This window comes from Kluyvera genomosp. 3, from assembly GCF_011765685.1.
GTDB classification, from domain to species: Bacteria; Pseudomonadota; Gammaproteobacteria; order Enterobacterales; family Enterobacteriaceae; genus Kluyvera; species Kluyvera georgiana_A.
In genome coordinates, this window is record NZ_CP050321.1 from 838387 (window position 1) to 853273 (window position 14887).

General features: G+C 54.8%; 19 protein-coding genes. 5 read left to right on the top strand and 14 right to left on the bottom strand.

Annotation, left to right across the window (positions count from 1 at the left end; translation table 11 throughout):
* Positions 1-74 precede the first annotated feature (74 nt).
* The 3 genes from trmB to GY169_RS04000 are packed head-to-tail and all read left to right on the top strand — an operon-like array spanning position 75 to position 1893.
* Positions 75-794: a tRNA (guanosine(46)-N7)-methyltransferase TrmB gene (gene trmB, locus GY169_RS03990; RefSeq protein ID WP_167575037.1), complete on the top strand. Its 720-nt coding sequence runs from the start codon at positions 75-77 to the stop codon at positions 792-794.
* Complete coding sequence (locus GY169_RS03995) at positions 795-1121, top strand: YggL family protein (protein WP_064542613.1); 327 nt, start codon at positions 795-797, stop codon at positions 1119-1121.
* 52 nt (positions 1122-1173) lie between these two features.
* On the top strand, positions 1174-1893 hold the full coding sequence (locus GY169_RS04000) for a DUF2884 domain-containing protein (protein ID WP_167575038.1): 720 nt from the start codon (positions 1174-1176) through the stop codon (positions 1891-1893).
* 68 nt (positions 1894-1961) lie between these two features.
* Here GY169_RS04000 and GY169_RS04005 read toward each other — a convergent pair whose 3' ends face one another.
* The 8 genes from GY169_RS04005 to GY169_RS04040 form a co-directional block, all read right to left on the bottom strand.
* Positions 1962-3263, bottom strand: a complete 1302-nt coding sequence (locus GY169_RS04005; protein ID WP_167575039.1) for a TRAP transporter large permease — start codon at positions 3261-3263, stop codon at positions 1962-1964.
* Positions 3263-3766, bottom strand: coding sequence for a TRAP transporter small permease (locus GY169_RS04010; protein ID WP_163446013.1), 504 nt, complete (start codon positions 3764-3766; stop codon positions 3263-3265). The genes GY169_RS04005 and GY169_RS04010 overlap by 1 nt, the downstream gene beginning before the upstream one ends.
* 48 nt (positions 3767-3814) lie before the next feature.
* Positions 3815-4801, bottom strand: a complete 987-nt coding sequence (locus GY169_RS04015) for a TRAP transporter substrate-binding protein (RefSeq protein ID WP_167575040.1) — start codon at positions 4799-4801, stop codon at positions 3815-3817.
* Between the two features lie 304 nt (positions 4802-5105).
* Positions 5106-6242, bottom strand: coding sequence for a radical SAM family heme chaperone HemW (gene hemW, locus GY169_RS04020; protein WP_167575041.1), 1137 nt, complete (start codon positions 6240-6242; stop codon positions 5106-5108).
* Positions 6235-6828 (bottom strand): XTP/dITP diphosphatase, encoded by a 594-nt coding sequence (locus GY169_RS04025; protein ID WP_167575042.1) that lies wholly within the window; start codon positions 6826-6828, stop codon positions 6235-6237. Before GY169_RS04025 ends, hemW begins: the two co-directional genes overlap by 8 nt.
* Positions 6829-6836: 8 nt before the next feature.
* On the bottom strand, positions 6837-7127 hold the full coding sequence (yggU, locus tag GY169_RS04030) for a DUF167 family protein YggU (RefSeq protein ID WP_064542635.1): 291 nt from the start codon (positions 7125-7127) through the stop codon (positions 6837-6839).
* The gene (locus GY169_RS04035; protein WP_163446017.1) at positions 7124-7690 is read right to left on the bottom strand and encodes a YggT family protein; all 567 of its coding nucleotides are present in this window, start codon (positions 7688-7690) and stop codon (positions 7124-7126) included. The genes yggU and GY169_RS04035 overlap by 4 nt, the downstream gene beginning before the upstream one ends.
* 18 nt (positions 7691-7708) lie before the next feature.
* On the bottom strand, positions 7709-8413 hold the full coding sequence (locus tag GY169_RS04040; RefSeq protein WP_163446018.1) for a YggS family pyridoxal phosphate-dependent enzyme: 705 nt from the start codon (positions 8411-8413) through the stop codon (positions 7709-7711).
* A 16-nt stretch (positions 8414-8429) separates the two neighbouring features.
* On the opposite strand from GY169_RS04040, the gene GY169_RS04045 reads away from it, so the two are divergent.
* Positions 8430-9410: a type IV pilus twitching motility protein PilT gene (locus GY169_RS04045; protein WP_167575043.1), complete on the top strand. Its 981-nt coding sequence runs from the start codon at positions 8430-8432 to the stop codon at positions 9408-9410.
* A 521-nt stretch (positions 9411-9931) separates the two neighbouring features.
* A complete protein-coding gene (locus tag GY169_RS04050; RefSeq protein WP_163446020.1) occupies positions 9932-10585 on the top strand; it encodes a LuxR C-terminal-related transcriptional regulator in 654 nt (217 codons plus the stop codon).
* Positions 10586-10643: 58 nt separating this feature from the next.
* On the opposite strand, the gene ruvX is transcribed toward GY169_RS04050, so the two are convergent.
* The 6 genes from ruvX to GY169_RS04080 all read right to left on the bottom strand — a co-directional run bounded on the left by ruvX (position 10644) and on the right by GY169_RS04080 (position 14830).
* Complete coding sequence (gene ruvX / locus GY169_RS04055) at positions 10644-11060, bottom strand: Holliday junction resolvase RuvX (RefSeq protein WP_163446021.1); 417 nt, start codon at positions 11058-11060, stop codon at positions 10644-10646.
* Positions 11060-11623: a YqgE/AlgH family protein gene (locus GY169_RS04060; protein WP_163446022.1), complete on the bottom strand. Its 564-nt coding sequence runs from the start codon at positions 11621-11623 to the stop codon at positions 11060-11062. The genes ruvX and GY169_RS04060 overlap by 1 nt, the downstream gene beginning before the upstream one ends.
* A gap of 134 nt (positions 11624-11757) precedes the next feature.
* Positions 11758-12705: a glutathione synthase gene (gene gshB / locus GY169_RS04065; RefSeq protein WP_035892023.1), complete on the bottom strand. Its 948-nt coding sequence runs from the start codon at positions 12703-12705 to the stop codon at positions 11758-11760.
* 12 nt (positions 12706-12717) lie between these two features.
* Positions 12718-13449, bottom strand: a complete 732-nt coding sequence (rsmE, locus tag GY169_RS04070) for a 16S rRNA (uracil(1498)-N(3))-methyltransferase (protein WP_163446023.1) — start codon at positions 13447-13449, stop codon at positions 12718-12720.
* Positions 13450-13527: 78 nt separating this feature from the next.
* On the bottom strand, positions 13528-14235 hold the full coding sequence (gene endA / locus GY169_RS04075; protein WP_167575044.1) for a deoxyribonuclease I: 708 nt from the start codon (positions 14233-14235) through the stop codon (positions 13528-13530).
* 94 nt (positions 14236-14329) lie between these two features.
* Positions 14330-14830 carry a SprT family zinc-dependent metalloprotease gene (locus GY169_RS04080; protein ID WP_163446025.1) on the bottom strand — a complete coding sequence of 167 codons (501 nt, stop codon included), beginning with the start codon at positions 14828-14830 and terminating at the stop codon, positions 14330-14332.
* Positions 14831-14887 lie beyond the last annotated feature (57 nt).

The window sequence follows — 14887 nt, forward strand, 5'->3', positions numbered from 1 at the left end:
CCGGTGCTTGCATCCGGCAACTAACTTTGGATAATGCCCGTTTCCCGAACACTCTCACAAGCAGACTTATTTTTATGAAGAACGACGTCATTTCACCGGATTTTGATGAAAACGGCCGCCCGCTGCGCCGCATTCGTAGTTTTGTTCGTCGCCAGGGGCGACTGACCAAAGGGCAGGAACACGCGCTGGAAAACTACTGGCCGGTGATGGGCGTTGAGTTCAGCGAAGAGCCTGTCGATTTCGCCGCGCTGTTTGGCCGCGATGCGCCGGTCACTCTGGAGATTGGTTTTGGTATGGGGGCTTCGCTGGTGGCGATGGCCAAAGCGCGCCCGGAGCAGAACTTCCTCGGGATTGAAGTGCACTCACCGGGTGTGGGCGCGTGCCTGGCCTCGGCGCATGAAGAGGGTGTCGATAACCTGCGCGTGATGTGTCACGATGCGGTAGAAGTCCTGCACAAGATGATCCCGGACAACTCCCTGAACATGGTGCAGCTCTTTTTCCCTGACCCGTGGCATAAAGCGCGTCATAATAAACGCCGTATCGTTCAGGTGCCGTTTGCCCAGTTCGTGAAAAGCAAGCTCAAGCTGGGCGGCGTCTTCCACATGGCAACCGACTGGGAACCCTATGCGGATCATATGCTGGAAGTGATGTCCTCCATCGACGGGTATCAGAACCTGTCCGAGACTCAGGATTACGTACCGCGCCCGGATTCGCGCCCGGTAACCAAATTTGAACAGCGTGGTCATCGTCTTGGCCACGGCGTATGGGACTTAATGTTCGAGAGGGTGAAATAAATGGCAAAGAATCGTAGCCGTCGTTTGCGTAAAAAAATGCACATCGATGAATTTCAGGAAATCGGCTTCTCTGTAGCGTGGCGTTTCCCGGAAGGCACCAGCGAAGAACAGATCGATCAGGTTGTTGATCAGTTTATCGATGAAGTGATCGAGCCGAACAAGCTGGCGTTTGACGGCAGCGGCTATCTGGCCTGGGAAGGTCTGATTTGCACCCAGGAAGTGGGCAAGTGCACCGAAGAACATCAGGCGCTGGTCCGCAAGTGGCTGGAAGACCGCAAGTTTGAAGAAGTGCGCACCAGCGAACTTTTTGACGTTTGGTGGGACTAAATAAGCATACGGGGCCAGCATTTGCTGGCCCGATTTGTACTGAGGGAAAGTTATGATGCGCAAAACGCTGCTGACGGCAGTACTCTCGTTCACGGCGATGACCGCCCACGCTGACTACCAGTGCAGCGTTACGCCACGCGATGACGTGGTGCTTAAGCCGCAAACCGTGCAGGTGCAAGGTGAAAACGGCAATCTTATTATTACCCCTAACGGCGATGTCACCTACAACGGCAAGGTGTATACGTTAACGCCGGCCCAGCGTGAACAGGCCAAAGATTATCAGACCGAGCTGCGCAGCGCGCTGCCGTGGATCGACGATGGCGCACGCAGCCGGATAGAAAAAGGCCGCGTGGCGCTGGATAAAATTATCGCCAAAGAAGTGGGCGAGAGCAGCAATATGCGTGGTCGCCTGACCAAGCTCGATGCGCAGCTCAAAGAACAGATGAACCGCATTATTGAGCATCGTAGCGATGGCTTAACCTTCCACTATAAAGCCATCGATCAGGTACGCGCCGACGGCCAGCAGCTGGTCAATCAGGCGATGGGCGGTATTCTGCAAGACAGCATTAACGAGATGGGCGCCAAAGCGGTGCTGAAAGGCGGCGGTAACCCGCTACAGGGCGTGCTGGGCAGCCTTGGCGGCCTGCAAACCGCGATTCAGAACGAGTGGAAAAACCAGGAAGCGGATTTCCAGGCGTTTGGTAAAGACGTATGCAGCCGCGTGGTGTCGCTGGAAGACAGCCGCAAGGCGCTGGTCGGTACGTTGAAGTAGTCATAAGCCATCATTGAAAAAGCCGCCAGTCAGTTAACTGGCGGCTTTTTTTTGCACAATATAGGGTGTTACATCAGCCCCAGCAGCTGCGGAATAAACAGCGAAATCTGCGGAATATAGGTAATCATCATCAGCGCAATCAGCAGCGCGGCGTAGAAGGGCAGCAGCGGCTTGATTAACTGCTGGATCTTCACCCCGGAGATAGAGCAGCCGACAAACAGCGCGCTGCCCACTGGCGGCGTCAGCAGGCCGATGCACAGGTTGGCGACCATCATAATGCCGAAGTGTACCGGATCCATGCCCAGGTCCTGGGCGATCGGCAGGAAGATCGGCGTGAAGATCAGTACCGCAGGCGTCATATCCATAAAGATGCCGACGATCAACAACACAATGTTAATCAGCAGCAGGATCACCAGCGGATTCTCCGAGATCCCCATCAGCGTGTCGCTGATCATGTAGGGAATATCTGCGTTGGTCATCGCCCACGACATACCGACGGAAAAGCCGATCAACAGCAGTACGATGGAGGTTGTGACCACCGACTCGAGGATCAGTTTCGGCAGATCGCGCCACTTCACTTCGCGATAGATAATCACCGACAGGATAAAGGTATAAACCACCGCGATGGCTGACGCTTCGGTGGCGGTGAAAATACCGCCCAGAATCCCGCCCATAACGATAATCACCAGCAACAGGCTCGGCAGGGCGTCGAAGAAGGCTTTTGCCGCCTGGGCGCAGGTTGGGCGCTCGGAAACCGGGTAGCCGCGGCGCTTCGCGATAATCGCGCAGACCACCATTATCGCCAGGCCCATCAGAATCCCTGGCAGATAGCCCGCCATAAACAGCGAGGCCACCGACACGCCGCCCGCGGTCAGCGAGAAGACGATCAGTACGTTAGACGGCGGAATCAGCAGCCCGGTAATGCACGACGAGACGTTAACCGCCGTGGAAAACGCGGGGTCATAACCCTTTTTGGTCTGAATCGGGTGCAGGGTGCCGCCCACCGCCGCCGCCGCGGCTACTGCCGAACCGGAGATGGAACCGAACATCATGTTGGCGAGGACGTTGACGTGGCCCAGCGAGCCGGGAACGCGGCCCACCATCACCTGCGCGAGGTTAATCAAGCGGATGGCGATACCGCCGCTGTTCATCAGCGTCCCGGCGAAGATAAAGAACGGAATTGCCAGCAGGGCAAAGTTGTCCAGACCGTTGGCCAGACGCTGAGAGACGGTAATGACGGCGATATCCCACGGGAACATCAGCAGCATTGAGGCAACGGTCGCGATGCCGATAGAGAACGAAATCGGCACGCCGATAAATACCAGCGCGAAGAAAGCGCCAAACAGCGTTAAAGCAATATACCCGTCCATTAGCGCGCTCCTTCTGCGGACTGTTTCAGGCTAATCAGGCCGTTGGCGATAAACCACAGCGCGTAGAACATCATGATGAGGCCGGACAACGGCAGGATCAGATAGACGTAGCCCATCGGGATCTGCATCGCGGCGGAGACCTGTGCGGTGGCCAGCGTTTTGGCTATCAGCTTCAGGCCACCGGTGACGATCACCGAGCCGGAGAAGAGAAAAATCAGCAGGTTAATCACCACGCCCAGCAGCGTTTGCTTACGTGGTTTGAGCGTCATGGCCAGCAGATCGATCGCCAGATGGCGCTGTGCACCAACGGTATAGGCTGCGCCGAGCAGGCCAACCCAAATCATCAGAAAGCGCGCCAGCTCGTCCGTCAGCGTGCTGGGTTGGTTTAACACATAGCGACTGAATACCTGCCAGACGACGCAGACGACCAGCGCCACCATGACCGCGACGGAGAACGCGGCGATCGCGCGGTCCACCGCCTGTTTAGTGCGGGTAAAAATCATCGTTTGTTATCCTGGTGAAGGCGGGCCAGATGCTGGCCCGCAAGGGAATTACTCTGCGGCGGCTTCAAATTTGGCCAGCAGCGCGGCCTGTTTCGGATCTTTGTTGAAATCGTCAAACAGCGGTTGCACCGCAGCGCGGAACGGCGCCTTGTCGACTTTGACGATCTCGCCGCCCATGGCCTTCGCCTGAGCGCGCGTGTCAGCGTCGATTTTGTCCCACAGCTTCTGTTGGTAAACCTGCGAGTCGGTGGCCGCTTTCGCCAGAATTTGCTGCTGCTCCGGCGTTAGCTTGTCCCAGGTTTTGGTGGAGATCACCAGGAAGTCTGGAATAGAGGCGTGCTCATCTTCAGAGAAGACTTTGGCAATTTCAATATGACGTGTTTGCACCCACGATGGGACATTATTTTCCGCACCGTCAACCACGCCCTGCTGCATTGCGGTATAGACTTCACCGAATGAAATAGGTGTGGGTGAACCACCCATTAATTCAATCATTTTTATGGTGGTCGGGCTGGCCTGAACGCGAATTTTCAGCCCTTTTAAATCTTCAGGTTTAGTAATCGGTTTTTTGGCATAAAAACTACGGGTACCGGCAACATAAGCGGAAAGGGCGAAGAATCCTTTTTCTTTCGTTGAGTCCATAATTTCTTTGCCGACATCACCGAATACCACTTTATTAAAATGCGCCTGGTCTTTAAATAAGAACGGCAAATTATAAATGGCATAAACATTGTCGAAAGATTCCAGATCGCTGGCGGAACCTTTGGTCATATCCAGCGCGCCGTTCTGTAATAACTCCATGGTTTCACGCGCGCTGCCCATCTGGCTGCTTGGGTAAATACGGATGGTCATCTTGCCGTCTGACAGCTGCTTGACCTCTTTGGCCATTTCTTCAAAAGCCTGGTGCACCACGTGGCTACGCTCAAGGTTGTGCGCCAGTTTCAGCGTCACTTTTTCAGCCGCAGCGGCCCCAGCGGAAAACAACGCGAAAAGCGACGCACAGATTAGCGTTTTGCGAAAAAAGAGAGATTTCATTAATAGGCTCCATGCACATTCATTATTGTGGTCTATATCTAGAGGGACAGCGTTGAATTTCTGTATGACATATTATCCTGGTTGTCAGACAGCTTTAAGCTACCACTCTCACAATTTTCAGTTATCTGTGCATTAAATGCGGTTTTTGTGCGCTGGGTTATATTTATTACATATTCGTTATTGGCTATTAATATCTTATTTAAATATTGATGGTGAAATTATTCGGTAAGTATTGGGGTAACCACTCGGTAAAGCTGAATGATATATTTCGCCATTATTTATAATGGCGAAATATATTTATTATTTATTCGCTAAGAAACAGTTCAAGCAGTGAGTTCAAAAACAGTTTACCGTGCTCGGTTATCTGCCAGTATTGCTCGCACTCGGTCAGGTAGCCCTGGGCCAGCGCTTCATCCAACTGTGGGCGGATGATACTTTCGTCCAGGCCGGTATAGGCGCTGAATTCGGCGCGCGGCGCGGCTTCCAGTAAACGGAAGCGGTTCATAAAGAATTCAAACGGCTTGTCGGCGTTCTCAACGTCGTGCTGGCGCTCCAGATAGCGCCCTTCCATATAGCCGCGCGGATGACGCGTTTTCGCCGTACGCAGAATGCGGCCGTCCGGGAACGTCACCTTGCCATGCGCACCGCAGCCGATGCCCAGATAATCGCCAAAGCGCCAGTAGTTGAGGTTGTGCTGGCACTGATAGCCCGGTTTGGCATAGGCCGAGGTTTCATACTGCTGATAACCTGCAGCGGTCAGCAATTGATGACCCTGCTCGAAGATATCCCACAGCGAGTCGTCGTCCGGCAGCACCGGCGGGCGTGAACCAAACAGAGTATTGGGTTCGATAGTTAGCTGATACCAGGAGAGATGCGGCGGCGACAGTTCAATCGCCTGGCGCAGGTCGCTCAGCGCCTCTTCCAGCGACTGATCGGGCAGGCCGTGCATCAGGTCGAGGTTGAAGCTGCGCAGCCCCAGACCGCTCGCCAGGCGCGCGGCGCGTTTGGCCTCTTCCGGCCCGTGGATGCGCCCAAGACGCTGGAGCTTGCTGTCGCTAAAGCTCTGTACCCCGATAGAAATGCGATTAACGCCCGCCCTCTGGTACTCGACGAAGCGGTCAGCTTCGACTGTCCCCGGGTTGGCTTCCATGGTGATTTCTGCATCAGAGGCCAGCGTCAGACGCGCGCGAACGCCGTCCAGCAGAGCCTGCATCACCGGGCCTGAAAGCAGGCTCGGTGTACCGCCACCGATGAAAATAGTCTTCACTTCACGTCCCTGCGCGTAAGCAACGTCGGCGTCTAAGTCGCTCAGCAGATGCTGTACGTAGTCGTCGTGCGGCACTTCACCTTTCAGCGCGTGCGAGTTGAAGTCGCAGTACGGGCACTTCTGCACGCACCACGGGATATGAATGTAGAGACTCAGCGGGGGCAGCTTAACCATGACGCATGGCTTCCAGTAACAGCTTCAGCGCCTGACCGCGATGGGAGATGGCAATCTTCTCTTCGCGGCTTAGCTCAGCGGCGGTCTTGCCTTCCGACGGCACAAAGAAGATAGGATCGTAGCCGAAGCCGCCCTGGCCTGCGGGCGCGCGGGTAATCACCCCCGGCCAGGTGCCGTGGCACACCAGCGGCGTGGGGTCTTCGGCGTGGCGCATATACACCAGCACGCAGTGGAACTGCGCCTGACGCTGGTCGTCCGGCACGTCTTTTAAGGTTTCCAGCAGCTTTTCCAGGTTCTGTTGGTCGCTGGCGTCGAGGCCGGAGTAGCGCGCGGAGTAGATCCCCGGCGCGCCGCCGAGAACGTCAACCGCCAGACCGGAATCATCGGCGATGGCCGGTAAGCCGGTCACTTGTGCGGCGTGGCGCGCTTTGAGAATCGCGTTTTCAATAAAGGTCAGCCCGGTCTCCTCGGCTGACTCTACGCCAAGCTCGGTCTGGGCGACGATATCAAGACCAAAATCGCCGAGCAGCGAAGCAAGCTCGCGCACTTTACCGGCGTTACCGGTCGCGAGGACAACTTTTTGCATGGGATATCCTAAAGTTTCAGGGCGTCGACGCCCGATGGGATCTGTTGCGGATGAATAATTTTAACCTGTTTATGCCGCCCCAGTTCACCTTTCTCGATGATGACCTGGCTTTTGGCGACCTTAAACTGCTTGGCGAGATATTTCACCAGATGGGCATTCGCCTGCCCATCAACGGGCGGGGCGGTGATGGCGACTTTTAGTTCGTCGCCATGTACCCCAACAATCGCATCCCGGCTGGCCTTTGGCTGAATATACAGCCGCAGTACCAGCCCGTCATCGCAGGGAGTGACGGCACTCATAGCGCCATCCACAGTCCTGGCAGCAGCATGTTACCGGTGGCTTGCAGCACTTCGGCGATGCCCATATTGATGACATACAGCAGCAGCACCAGCACCATCGGAGAAAAATCGATTCCCCCCATGGACGGCAGCAGCCGGCGGATAGGGCGCAGCAGCGGCTCGGCGAGCTGCATCAGCACGAACTCAACCGGGCTACGACCCTGGCTGACCCAGCTCATGATCGCCATCAGCAGCAGCACCCAGAAGATTAGCAGGCCGATGGTCTTGAGCAGAATCAGCACCGCAGAGATCCAGATAATCGGCTGGAAGGTGATGACCATAAACAGCACGATGGCTTTCACCACGCACAGAATAAAGGCCAGCAGCAGCGAAGCGCTGTCCAACGGGCCCATCGGCGGAATGACGCGACGCAGCGGGCCGACGATCGGTTGCGTGATCTTCACCACGAACTGTGAGAACGGGTTGTAAAAATCGCAGCGCGCCCACTGCATCCAGACGCGCAGCAGTAGCACCATTGTATACAGTTCAATCACTGTAGAGAGCAGGAAGGTCAACGTCTTCATGGCGTTCCTTGGGGTTCCTTATTTTTTTGTGTAATCACGCGCACCAAAAATCGCGGTGCCAATGCGTACCATTGTACTACCTGCCGCAACAGCGGCTTCCATGTCGTCAGACATGCCCAGAGATAGCGTGTCTACGGTCGGGTAGTCTGCTTTCAGTCGCGCGAATGCTACAGCCATTTCGCGGGCAACGGCAAACTGCCGGTCGTACTCTTTTTCCGGCGCGGGAATCGCCATCAGGCCGCGCAGGCAGACATTCGGCAGGGCGGCAATGTCGGCCGCCAGCGCGTCAAGCTCCGCCAACGGAATGCCTGATTTGCTCTGCTCATCGCTGATGTTGATTTGAATCAGCACGTTGAGCGGCGGCAAGTTGGCTGGACGCTGCTCGCTTAAGCGAACGGCAATTTTCAGCCGGTCTATGGTGTGGCACCAGTCGAAGTGCTCGGCAACCAGACGACTTTTATTGGACTGCAGTGGGCCAATAAAGTGCCATTGCAACGAGGTGATTCCCTGCTCGCGAAAGTGGAGAATTTTCTCTACCCCTTCCTGAACGTAGTTTTCACCAAATGCGGTCTGGCCCGCAGCAACGGCTTCTTCGACGGCGCTCGCAGGTTTTGTTTTACTCACTGCAAGCAGCGTTACTTCTTCTGAATCCCGGCCGCAACGCGCTGCTGCCGCTGAGATTTTCTCCCTGACCTGTGCCAGGTTATGCGCAATATCGTTCATATGGGCTGGTGGGTCTATGGATATACAAGAAATCGTGGCGCTTAGTGTAAAGCATAATGTCTCGGATCTACACCTGTGTAGCAGCGCAAACGCGCGCTGGCGCAGGGAGGGTAAGCTGGAAATTGCGCCGTTTACTGCCCCGGATCCCGAAGTATTGATGGCCAGTTGGCTGAGTGAGAGTCAGCAGCAGGCGTGGCAACGACATCGGCAGCTTGATTTTTCCGTCTCGCTTCCCGGCTGTCCACGATTACGTGCCAGTGCGTTTGCCCACAGCCAGGGGACATCGTTGGTACTACGCATTCTGCCCACACAGTGTCCGACGCTGGCTGAACTGCATACGCCGGTGGCGCTGGCTGAGATGTTAAACGAAGAAAGCGGATTGATTCTGGTGACCGGGGCAACGGGTAGCGGTAAATCGACCACGCTGGCGGCGATGGTCGACCACCTCAATCATCATCTGGCGGGGCATATTCTGACGCTGGAAGATCCGGTTGAGTTTCTGCATGCCAGCGAAGGTTGCCTGATTCAGCAACGGGAAGTCGGGCAGCATACAGCCTCTTTCGCGGAGGCGCTGCGGGTGGCGTTACGTCAGGATCCGGACGTCATTCTGCTTGGCGAGCTGCGCGATAGCGAGACGATTCGCCTGGCGCTGACGGCGGCAGAGACCGGCCATCTGGTGCTGGCGACGCTGCATACGCGCGGCGCCGCGCAGGCGATCGAACGTTTGGTTGATGTGTTTCCTGCTCAGGAGAAGGAGCCGGTTCGCAACCAGCTTGCCAGCAGTCTCTGCGCGGTGCTGGCGCAGAAGCTACAGCCTGGCAGTCGGGGTGGGCGAGTGGCGCTGTTTGAAATGCTGATCAACACGCCTGCCGTCAGCAACCTTATTCGCGAGGGTAAAACGCATCAGATTGCTGGAGTGATGCAGACTGGGCTGCAAAGCGGAATGCAGACCTTCAGCCAGAGCTACCAGCAGCGAGTGAACGCCGGGATGCTATAAAAAGGAAAAACGTATAGTTATTCGCCAGCATGATCGTCTGGCGAGCGCCATTGAGAAACAATGAATTCGGCTATCACATAATTGAAGGCAAAAATGTGATGGCCGTTTTATTTTAATGTTCATCGCTGGGATAATAATCAATTTCTCTTTTTGTTTTGTAAATTTAATTATTGTCGCTGTTGCGGGGATGTACTTATTTGTAATTTCTGAGTGATTTTCAAAGGGCGGAAACAAAACTTCCTACGACGTTTATTCTAATATGGTATGAGTCATTACGCCATAGGTATGAGAGCTTTGTAATTAGTTAATTACATTGTGTTGCGTAGGCTTACAAAAAAAGGTTGATATTCTTTTGACACTTCCAAGGTCTTCGTTCTATCCTATTTATGTAATTAGGACTAATCTTATGAAATAAAGTTTCACTTGTCGGTTAGTTCTTATTATTAATGGTATTAGGTTTGCCTTTGCTTTGACTTATTAAATCACCATGATGGTGGATATAGACTATGGAGAGTTTCAAAATGTTTGAAGTAACTGAGAGTGTATCTAATTCCCGGAAGATTATCTTAATCACCCACCCGTCAGTACAAGCAAACGCGTTTGCAAACTATCTTACTGAATTACTTTCAGTTTCTGTCGATGTACATAATATCAACAAACCGCTGATGCAGCGCCTTAGCAAGGGCACTGTGGTATTGTTCGATATTGCTGTTTCCAACAAAAAACTGAACGGCATCTGGCGTGATATTATCCGCACGCAGTTTGATTCCCCTCGCTTGTTAATTATTAACAGTGCGCAGAAGTATGAATTATACGAAATGGCGCAGTGGCCAGCACTGTATGGCGTGTTCCGTCATGACGACGAAGAATCGCGCTTAATTGAGGGCGTCAAAGCGGTCTTAAACGGCGAGCAGACGGCTGAATTGAGCGTGATGCACCCAGCAATGTATGCCGTTGAACATACTCCGGAAAATCACGATAGCGTGCCGTTGACGGAACGTGAATGTGAAATTCTGAATGAATTACGTCACGGTGCGACCAATATGGATATTGCCCGTGCGTTGTTCATCAGTGAAAATACCGTTCGCACGCACCTGTATAACGTATTCCGCAAACTGAGCGTGAAGAATAGAACGCAGGCGGTAAGCTGGGCGAACGAGAATCTGCGCCACTAATCGGCGAGCGATTTCTTCTGGCGTGTTCCCGGGAAATGATTCCCGGGGCTGCCTATGGCTAGTAACCCTGCTCGAAATAACTTTCCAGAATCACCACGGCTGAGGCGGAGTCGACGCTGCCTTTGTTCAACGCTCTGAATCCCCCATGTTCAAACAGCCCGGCGCGAGCCTCAACGGTGCTCAGACGTTCATCATGCAGCGTAATTGGCACGCCAAAACGGCCGTGAATTTTATTAGCAAAATTACGCGCGCGCGCGGTCAACGGTTGCTCGGTACCGTCCATATTCAGCGGGAGACCGACGATGACCGTTTCAGGCTGCCACTCTTTAAGCAGACGGGCAATGACGTTCCAGTCTGGGGTACCGTCCTGCGCCTTGATGGCGGCCAGTGGCCGGGCAGTGCCGGTAATACGTTGGCCAATCGCCACGCCGATGCTGCGCGTGCCAAAATCGAAAGCCAGCAGTGTTCCACTCATTATGCGTGCCCCGCAGCGCCTGACATGGTCAGGATATTAATGCCAATCAGCTTTGCCGCTTCTTTCCAGCGTTCACCAATCGGGGTTTTAAACAGGATATTGAAATCGGCTGGCGCGGTGAGCCAGGCATTATCGAGGATCTCCTGCTCCAGCTGCCCCTTTTCCCAGGAAGCATAGCCCAGCGCGACCAGCACTTCAGACGGTTGGCGCTCGGTACCGAGGGTTTCCAGCACATCACGTGAGGTGGTGACGATCGTATTGTCGGAGATGCGGATGCTGGAAGAGAACGACGCCGGCGGCGTGTGCAGGATAAACCCGCGATCTTCTGCCAGTGGGCCGCCCAGCATGACGGGCTTATCCAGGCGAATCGACGGATCGCGAGGTTCCGGGGCAATCTTCAGTTTTTCGAGGATCCCTTCAACCTGCAAATTTTCCAGAGGTTTATTAATAATAATGCCCATTGCTCCGTCGTCGTTGTATTCGCAGATGTAAACCACGGAACGGCGGAAGATGGGATCCTGGAGGGTTGGCATAGCAATAAGAAAATGATGCTGTAAATTCATTATCAGAGGTTCTTGTCCTGTTTCAAAAAGCAGCAATGCCCAGTATGAGGGGAAAGTGCACGGCTGTCACCTGGCTTGCCTTGCTGAACGCCAGGTTGGCGGCGGGTTCCCTCCCGCCGTATTAAAGCAACGTACTATTTTTGCAGACGTTTTTCGATCGCATCCATCAGCATGCCGGTGATGGAAATCGGATATTCCGCTTCGATTTCACGCACGCAGGTCGGGCTGGTGACGTTAATTTCCGTCAGGCGATCGCCAATGATGTCCAGACCAACGAAGATAAGGCCTTTGGCTTTCAGCGTCGGGCCGACTTTACGGGCGATAGCCCAGTCGCTTTCGCTGAGCGGACGCGGTTCGCCACGACCACCGGCGGCCAGGTTGCCGCGCGTTTCACCACCCTGCGGAATACGGGCCAGGCAGTAAGGCACCGGCTCGCCGTCGATGACCAGCACGCGCTTATCGCCGTCTTTGATGGCCGGCAGGTAGTTCTGCGCCATGCAGTAGCGGCTGCCCAGTTCGGTCAGGGTCTCGGCGATAACGCCAATGTTCGGATCGCCTTCCTTCACGCGGAAGATCGACGCGCCGCCCATGCCGTCCAGAGGCTTCATGATGATGTCGCCGTGTTTTTCCCAGAAGGCTTTCAGCTGGGCTTTGTTGCGAGTGACCAGCGTTTCCGGGGTCAGGTCGGAGAACCACGCGGTGAACAGCTTCTCGTTACAGTCGCGCAGGCTCTGCGGCTTGTTGACGATAAGCGTCCCTTTCTCTTCCGCGCGTTCCAGAATGTAGGTGGCGTAGATAAATTCGGTGTCGAACGGCGGATCTTTACGCATCAGGATAACGTCGAGGTCAGCGAGTTTAATATCCTGCTCGCTGCCGAACTCGTACCATTTGTCGTAATTCTGCTCAACGCTCAGCAGACGTGTACGGGCGTGGGATTCACCGTTGATCAGGTAAAGATCGTTCATCTCCATATAGTGGAGTTCATAGCCGCGACGCTGTGCTTCCAGCAGCATAGCGAAGCTGGTGTCTTTCTTGATGTTGATGCTTGCGATGGGATCCATCACGATGCCGAGCTTGATCATTATTGTTCTCCTTTAACCCAAGTCACCAAAGCGCACCTGCAGTGCGGTGATGGCGGTGAGTGCGGTAGTCTCTGTGCGCAAAACGCGAGGCCCCAACAGAATATCAGTAAACTGGTAGCGTGCGGTCATGGCAATTTCATCCGCCGACAGGCCGCCTTCCGGGCCAATCAGCAGACGTACGCGTTCCACCGGTAGCGGCAGCGTGTTGATGCTGGCGCTGGCGCGCGGGTGCAGGTTGAGCTTTAGCGCATCATCCTGCTCGGCGCACCAGTCTTCTACGTCCATTGCCGGGCGAATCTCCGGAACCTGATTGCGACCGCACTGCTCGCAGGCGGCAATCGCGATTTTTTGCCACTGCTGAATCTTCTTATTCAGACGCTCGGCATCCAGTTTAACGCCGCAGCGCTCGGAAAAAAGTGGCGTAATGAGGCTTACACCCAGTTCTATCGATTTCTGGATAGTGAATTCCATTTTATCGCCGCGCGACATCACCTGGCCGAGGTGAATATGGATGGGAGATTCTCGGTCGTCGAGGGCGCTGCTCTGGATTTCAACCGTCACGTTCTTTTTACCGGCGTCGGTGATCACGGCATCAAAGACGTGGTTGCTGCCATCAAATAGCTGGATGGCCTGGCCTTTACCCATGCGCAAAACGCGCCCGACGTGATTCGCCGCATCTTCGCATAGGGCAACCTGCGTGCCGACGGTGAGTGATTCTGGGTGATAGATGCGAGGGATGCGCATAGTCTGAATTCCATCTGTGGCTAAGCCCTCTCCGCCGGGGAGAGGGCAGGGCAAAATAACAATTGCCGCTAGTGTAGGTTAGCTCTTTTGCGCCTGGCAAGCCTGCAGCACATATGGATTATGGTTGCCCTGAATTTTAGCGATGCGCTGGTCGCGTTCGCACTCCCATTGGCTAACGGGATACATTTTGTTCCAGGCGTTGAACAGCTGAGTTTGCTGGCGGGAAAGGGTCAGCTGATAGCGGTCGCGCATATAGAAGTAGATGCGCGCGATGGCGCCGCGTGAACGTTCTGGCGGCTCGGCGACTTTCTCTTTAAAGTCGACCTTCATGGCGCACTGGCCATACTGACCTTCGCCGCCGTTCCACTGCCCGTACATAAAGTTGCCGCGATCGCCGTTCACCTCGCCGACGGCGGGCTGCAGGTTATGCATATCGCTCTCCATCTTGCGGTATTCCGGATCTTTGGCGCAGTTTTTCCGTCCGCCATCCTGCCAGCACTGGCGCTGATGGCCGAACTGCCACGCCGGAACGACGTGTTCCCACTCGACGCGGCTGGCGCGGTTTTCATTTTTACGCACTTTATAACCGCAGGATTCCAGATCGATAACACCCTTCTTACCCTGCCAGTTAATTTTACAGCCGCAGTAGAAATCGCCGGGCACGTCGCTATTGACTTTTACGCCCGCGCTTTTCGCCTGGGAAAAGCTGTTAATACCCTCGGCTAAGGCCTGACCGGAGAGTGCTGCCGCCACAAACGCCACGGCAAAAGACAAATTACGGTACATCACGAACTCCATCTCAAAACGAGCCCGCAACGTAGCGAATGTGGTTGTCAGATGCAATCAGTCAGGTCAGAAAACTTCCAGATATTTCCGTTAGTTACATTTCGGCAACTAATGGTTCGCCGCAGTGGACGCAGCGATAGGTGGCCTCACCGCGCACCACACGGTTATGGCGGCGGACGGTGAGCTGATGCTGCTGGCAGCGGCAGCGATAGGGGAAGGTATTTTTACGTACCGATTCCAGCTCGAACTGATGGGTGCGCCGCGCGGGTACGCCGAGCACGCTTTCCATCATCCATTTCCACTCTTTACCGTGCGGCGCGACGCGGCCAAAGTGTTTCCACACCAGCAGATGCGCCAGTTCGTGCGGCACCACTTCATCAATAAACGCCTGCTGGTTTTCCTGTAACAGCACGGGATTGAGCCGAATTTCATACTGCTGTAGCCAGGCGGTTCCCGCAGAAGTGCCGCGCTGCTGATAGACCAGCTTCGGTTCAGGGTAGTTACGCCCCAGCGCCAGGTTAGCCTGAGCGAGTTTTTCCCGCAGGCTGCGCATGACATTTTGCTGGATGGCGATAGGAATTCGAGGGGTTTTCATAACGGCTGAGAATAAAACGTGACGCGGGGAGGTGCAAGAAGAAGCTTCCTCCCTGGC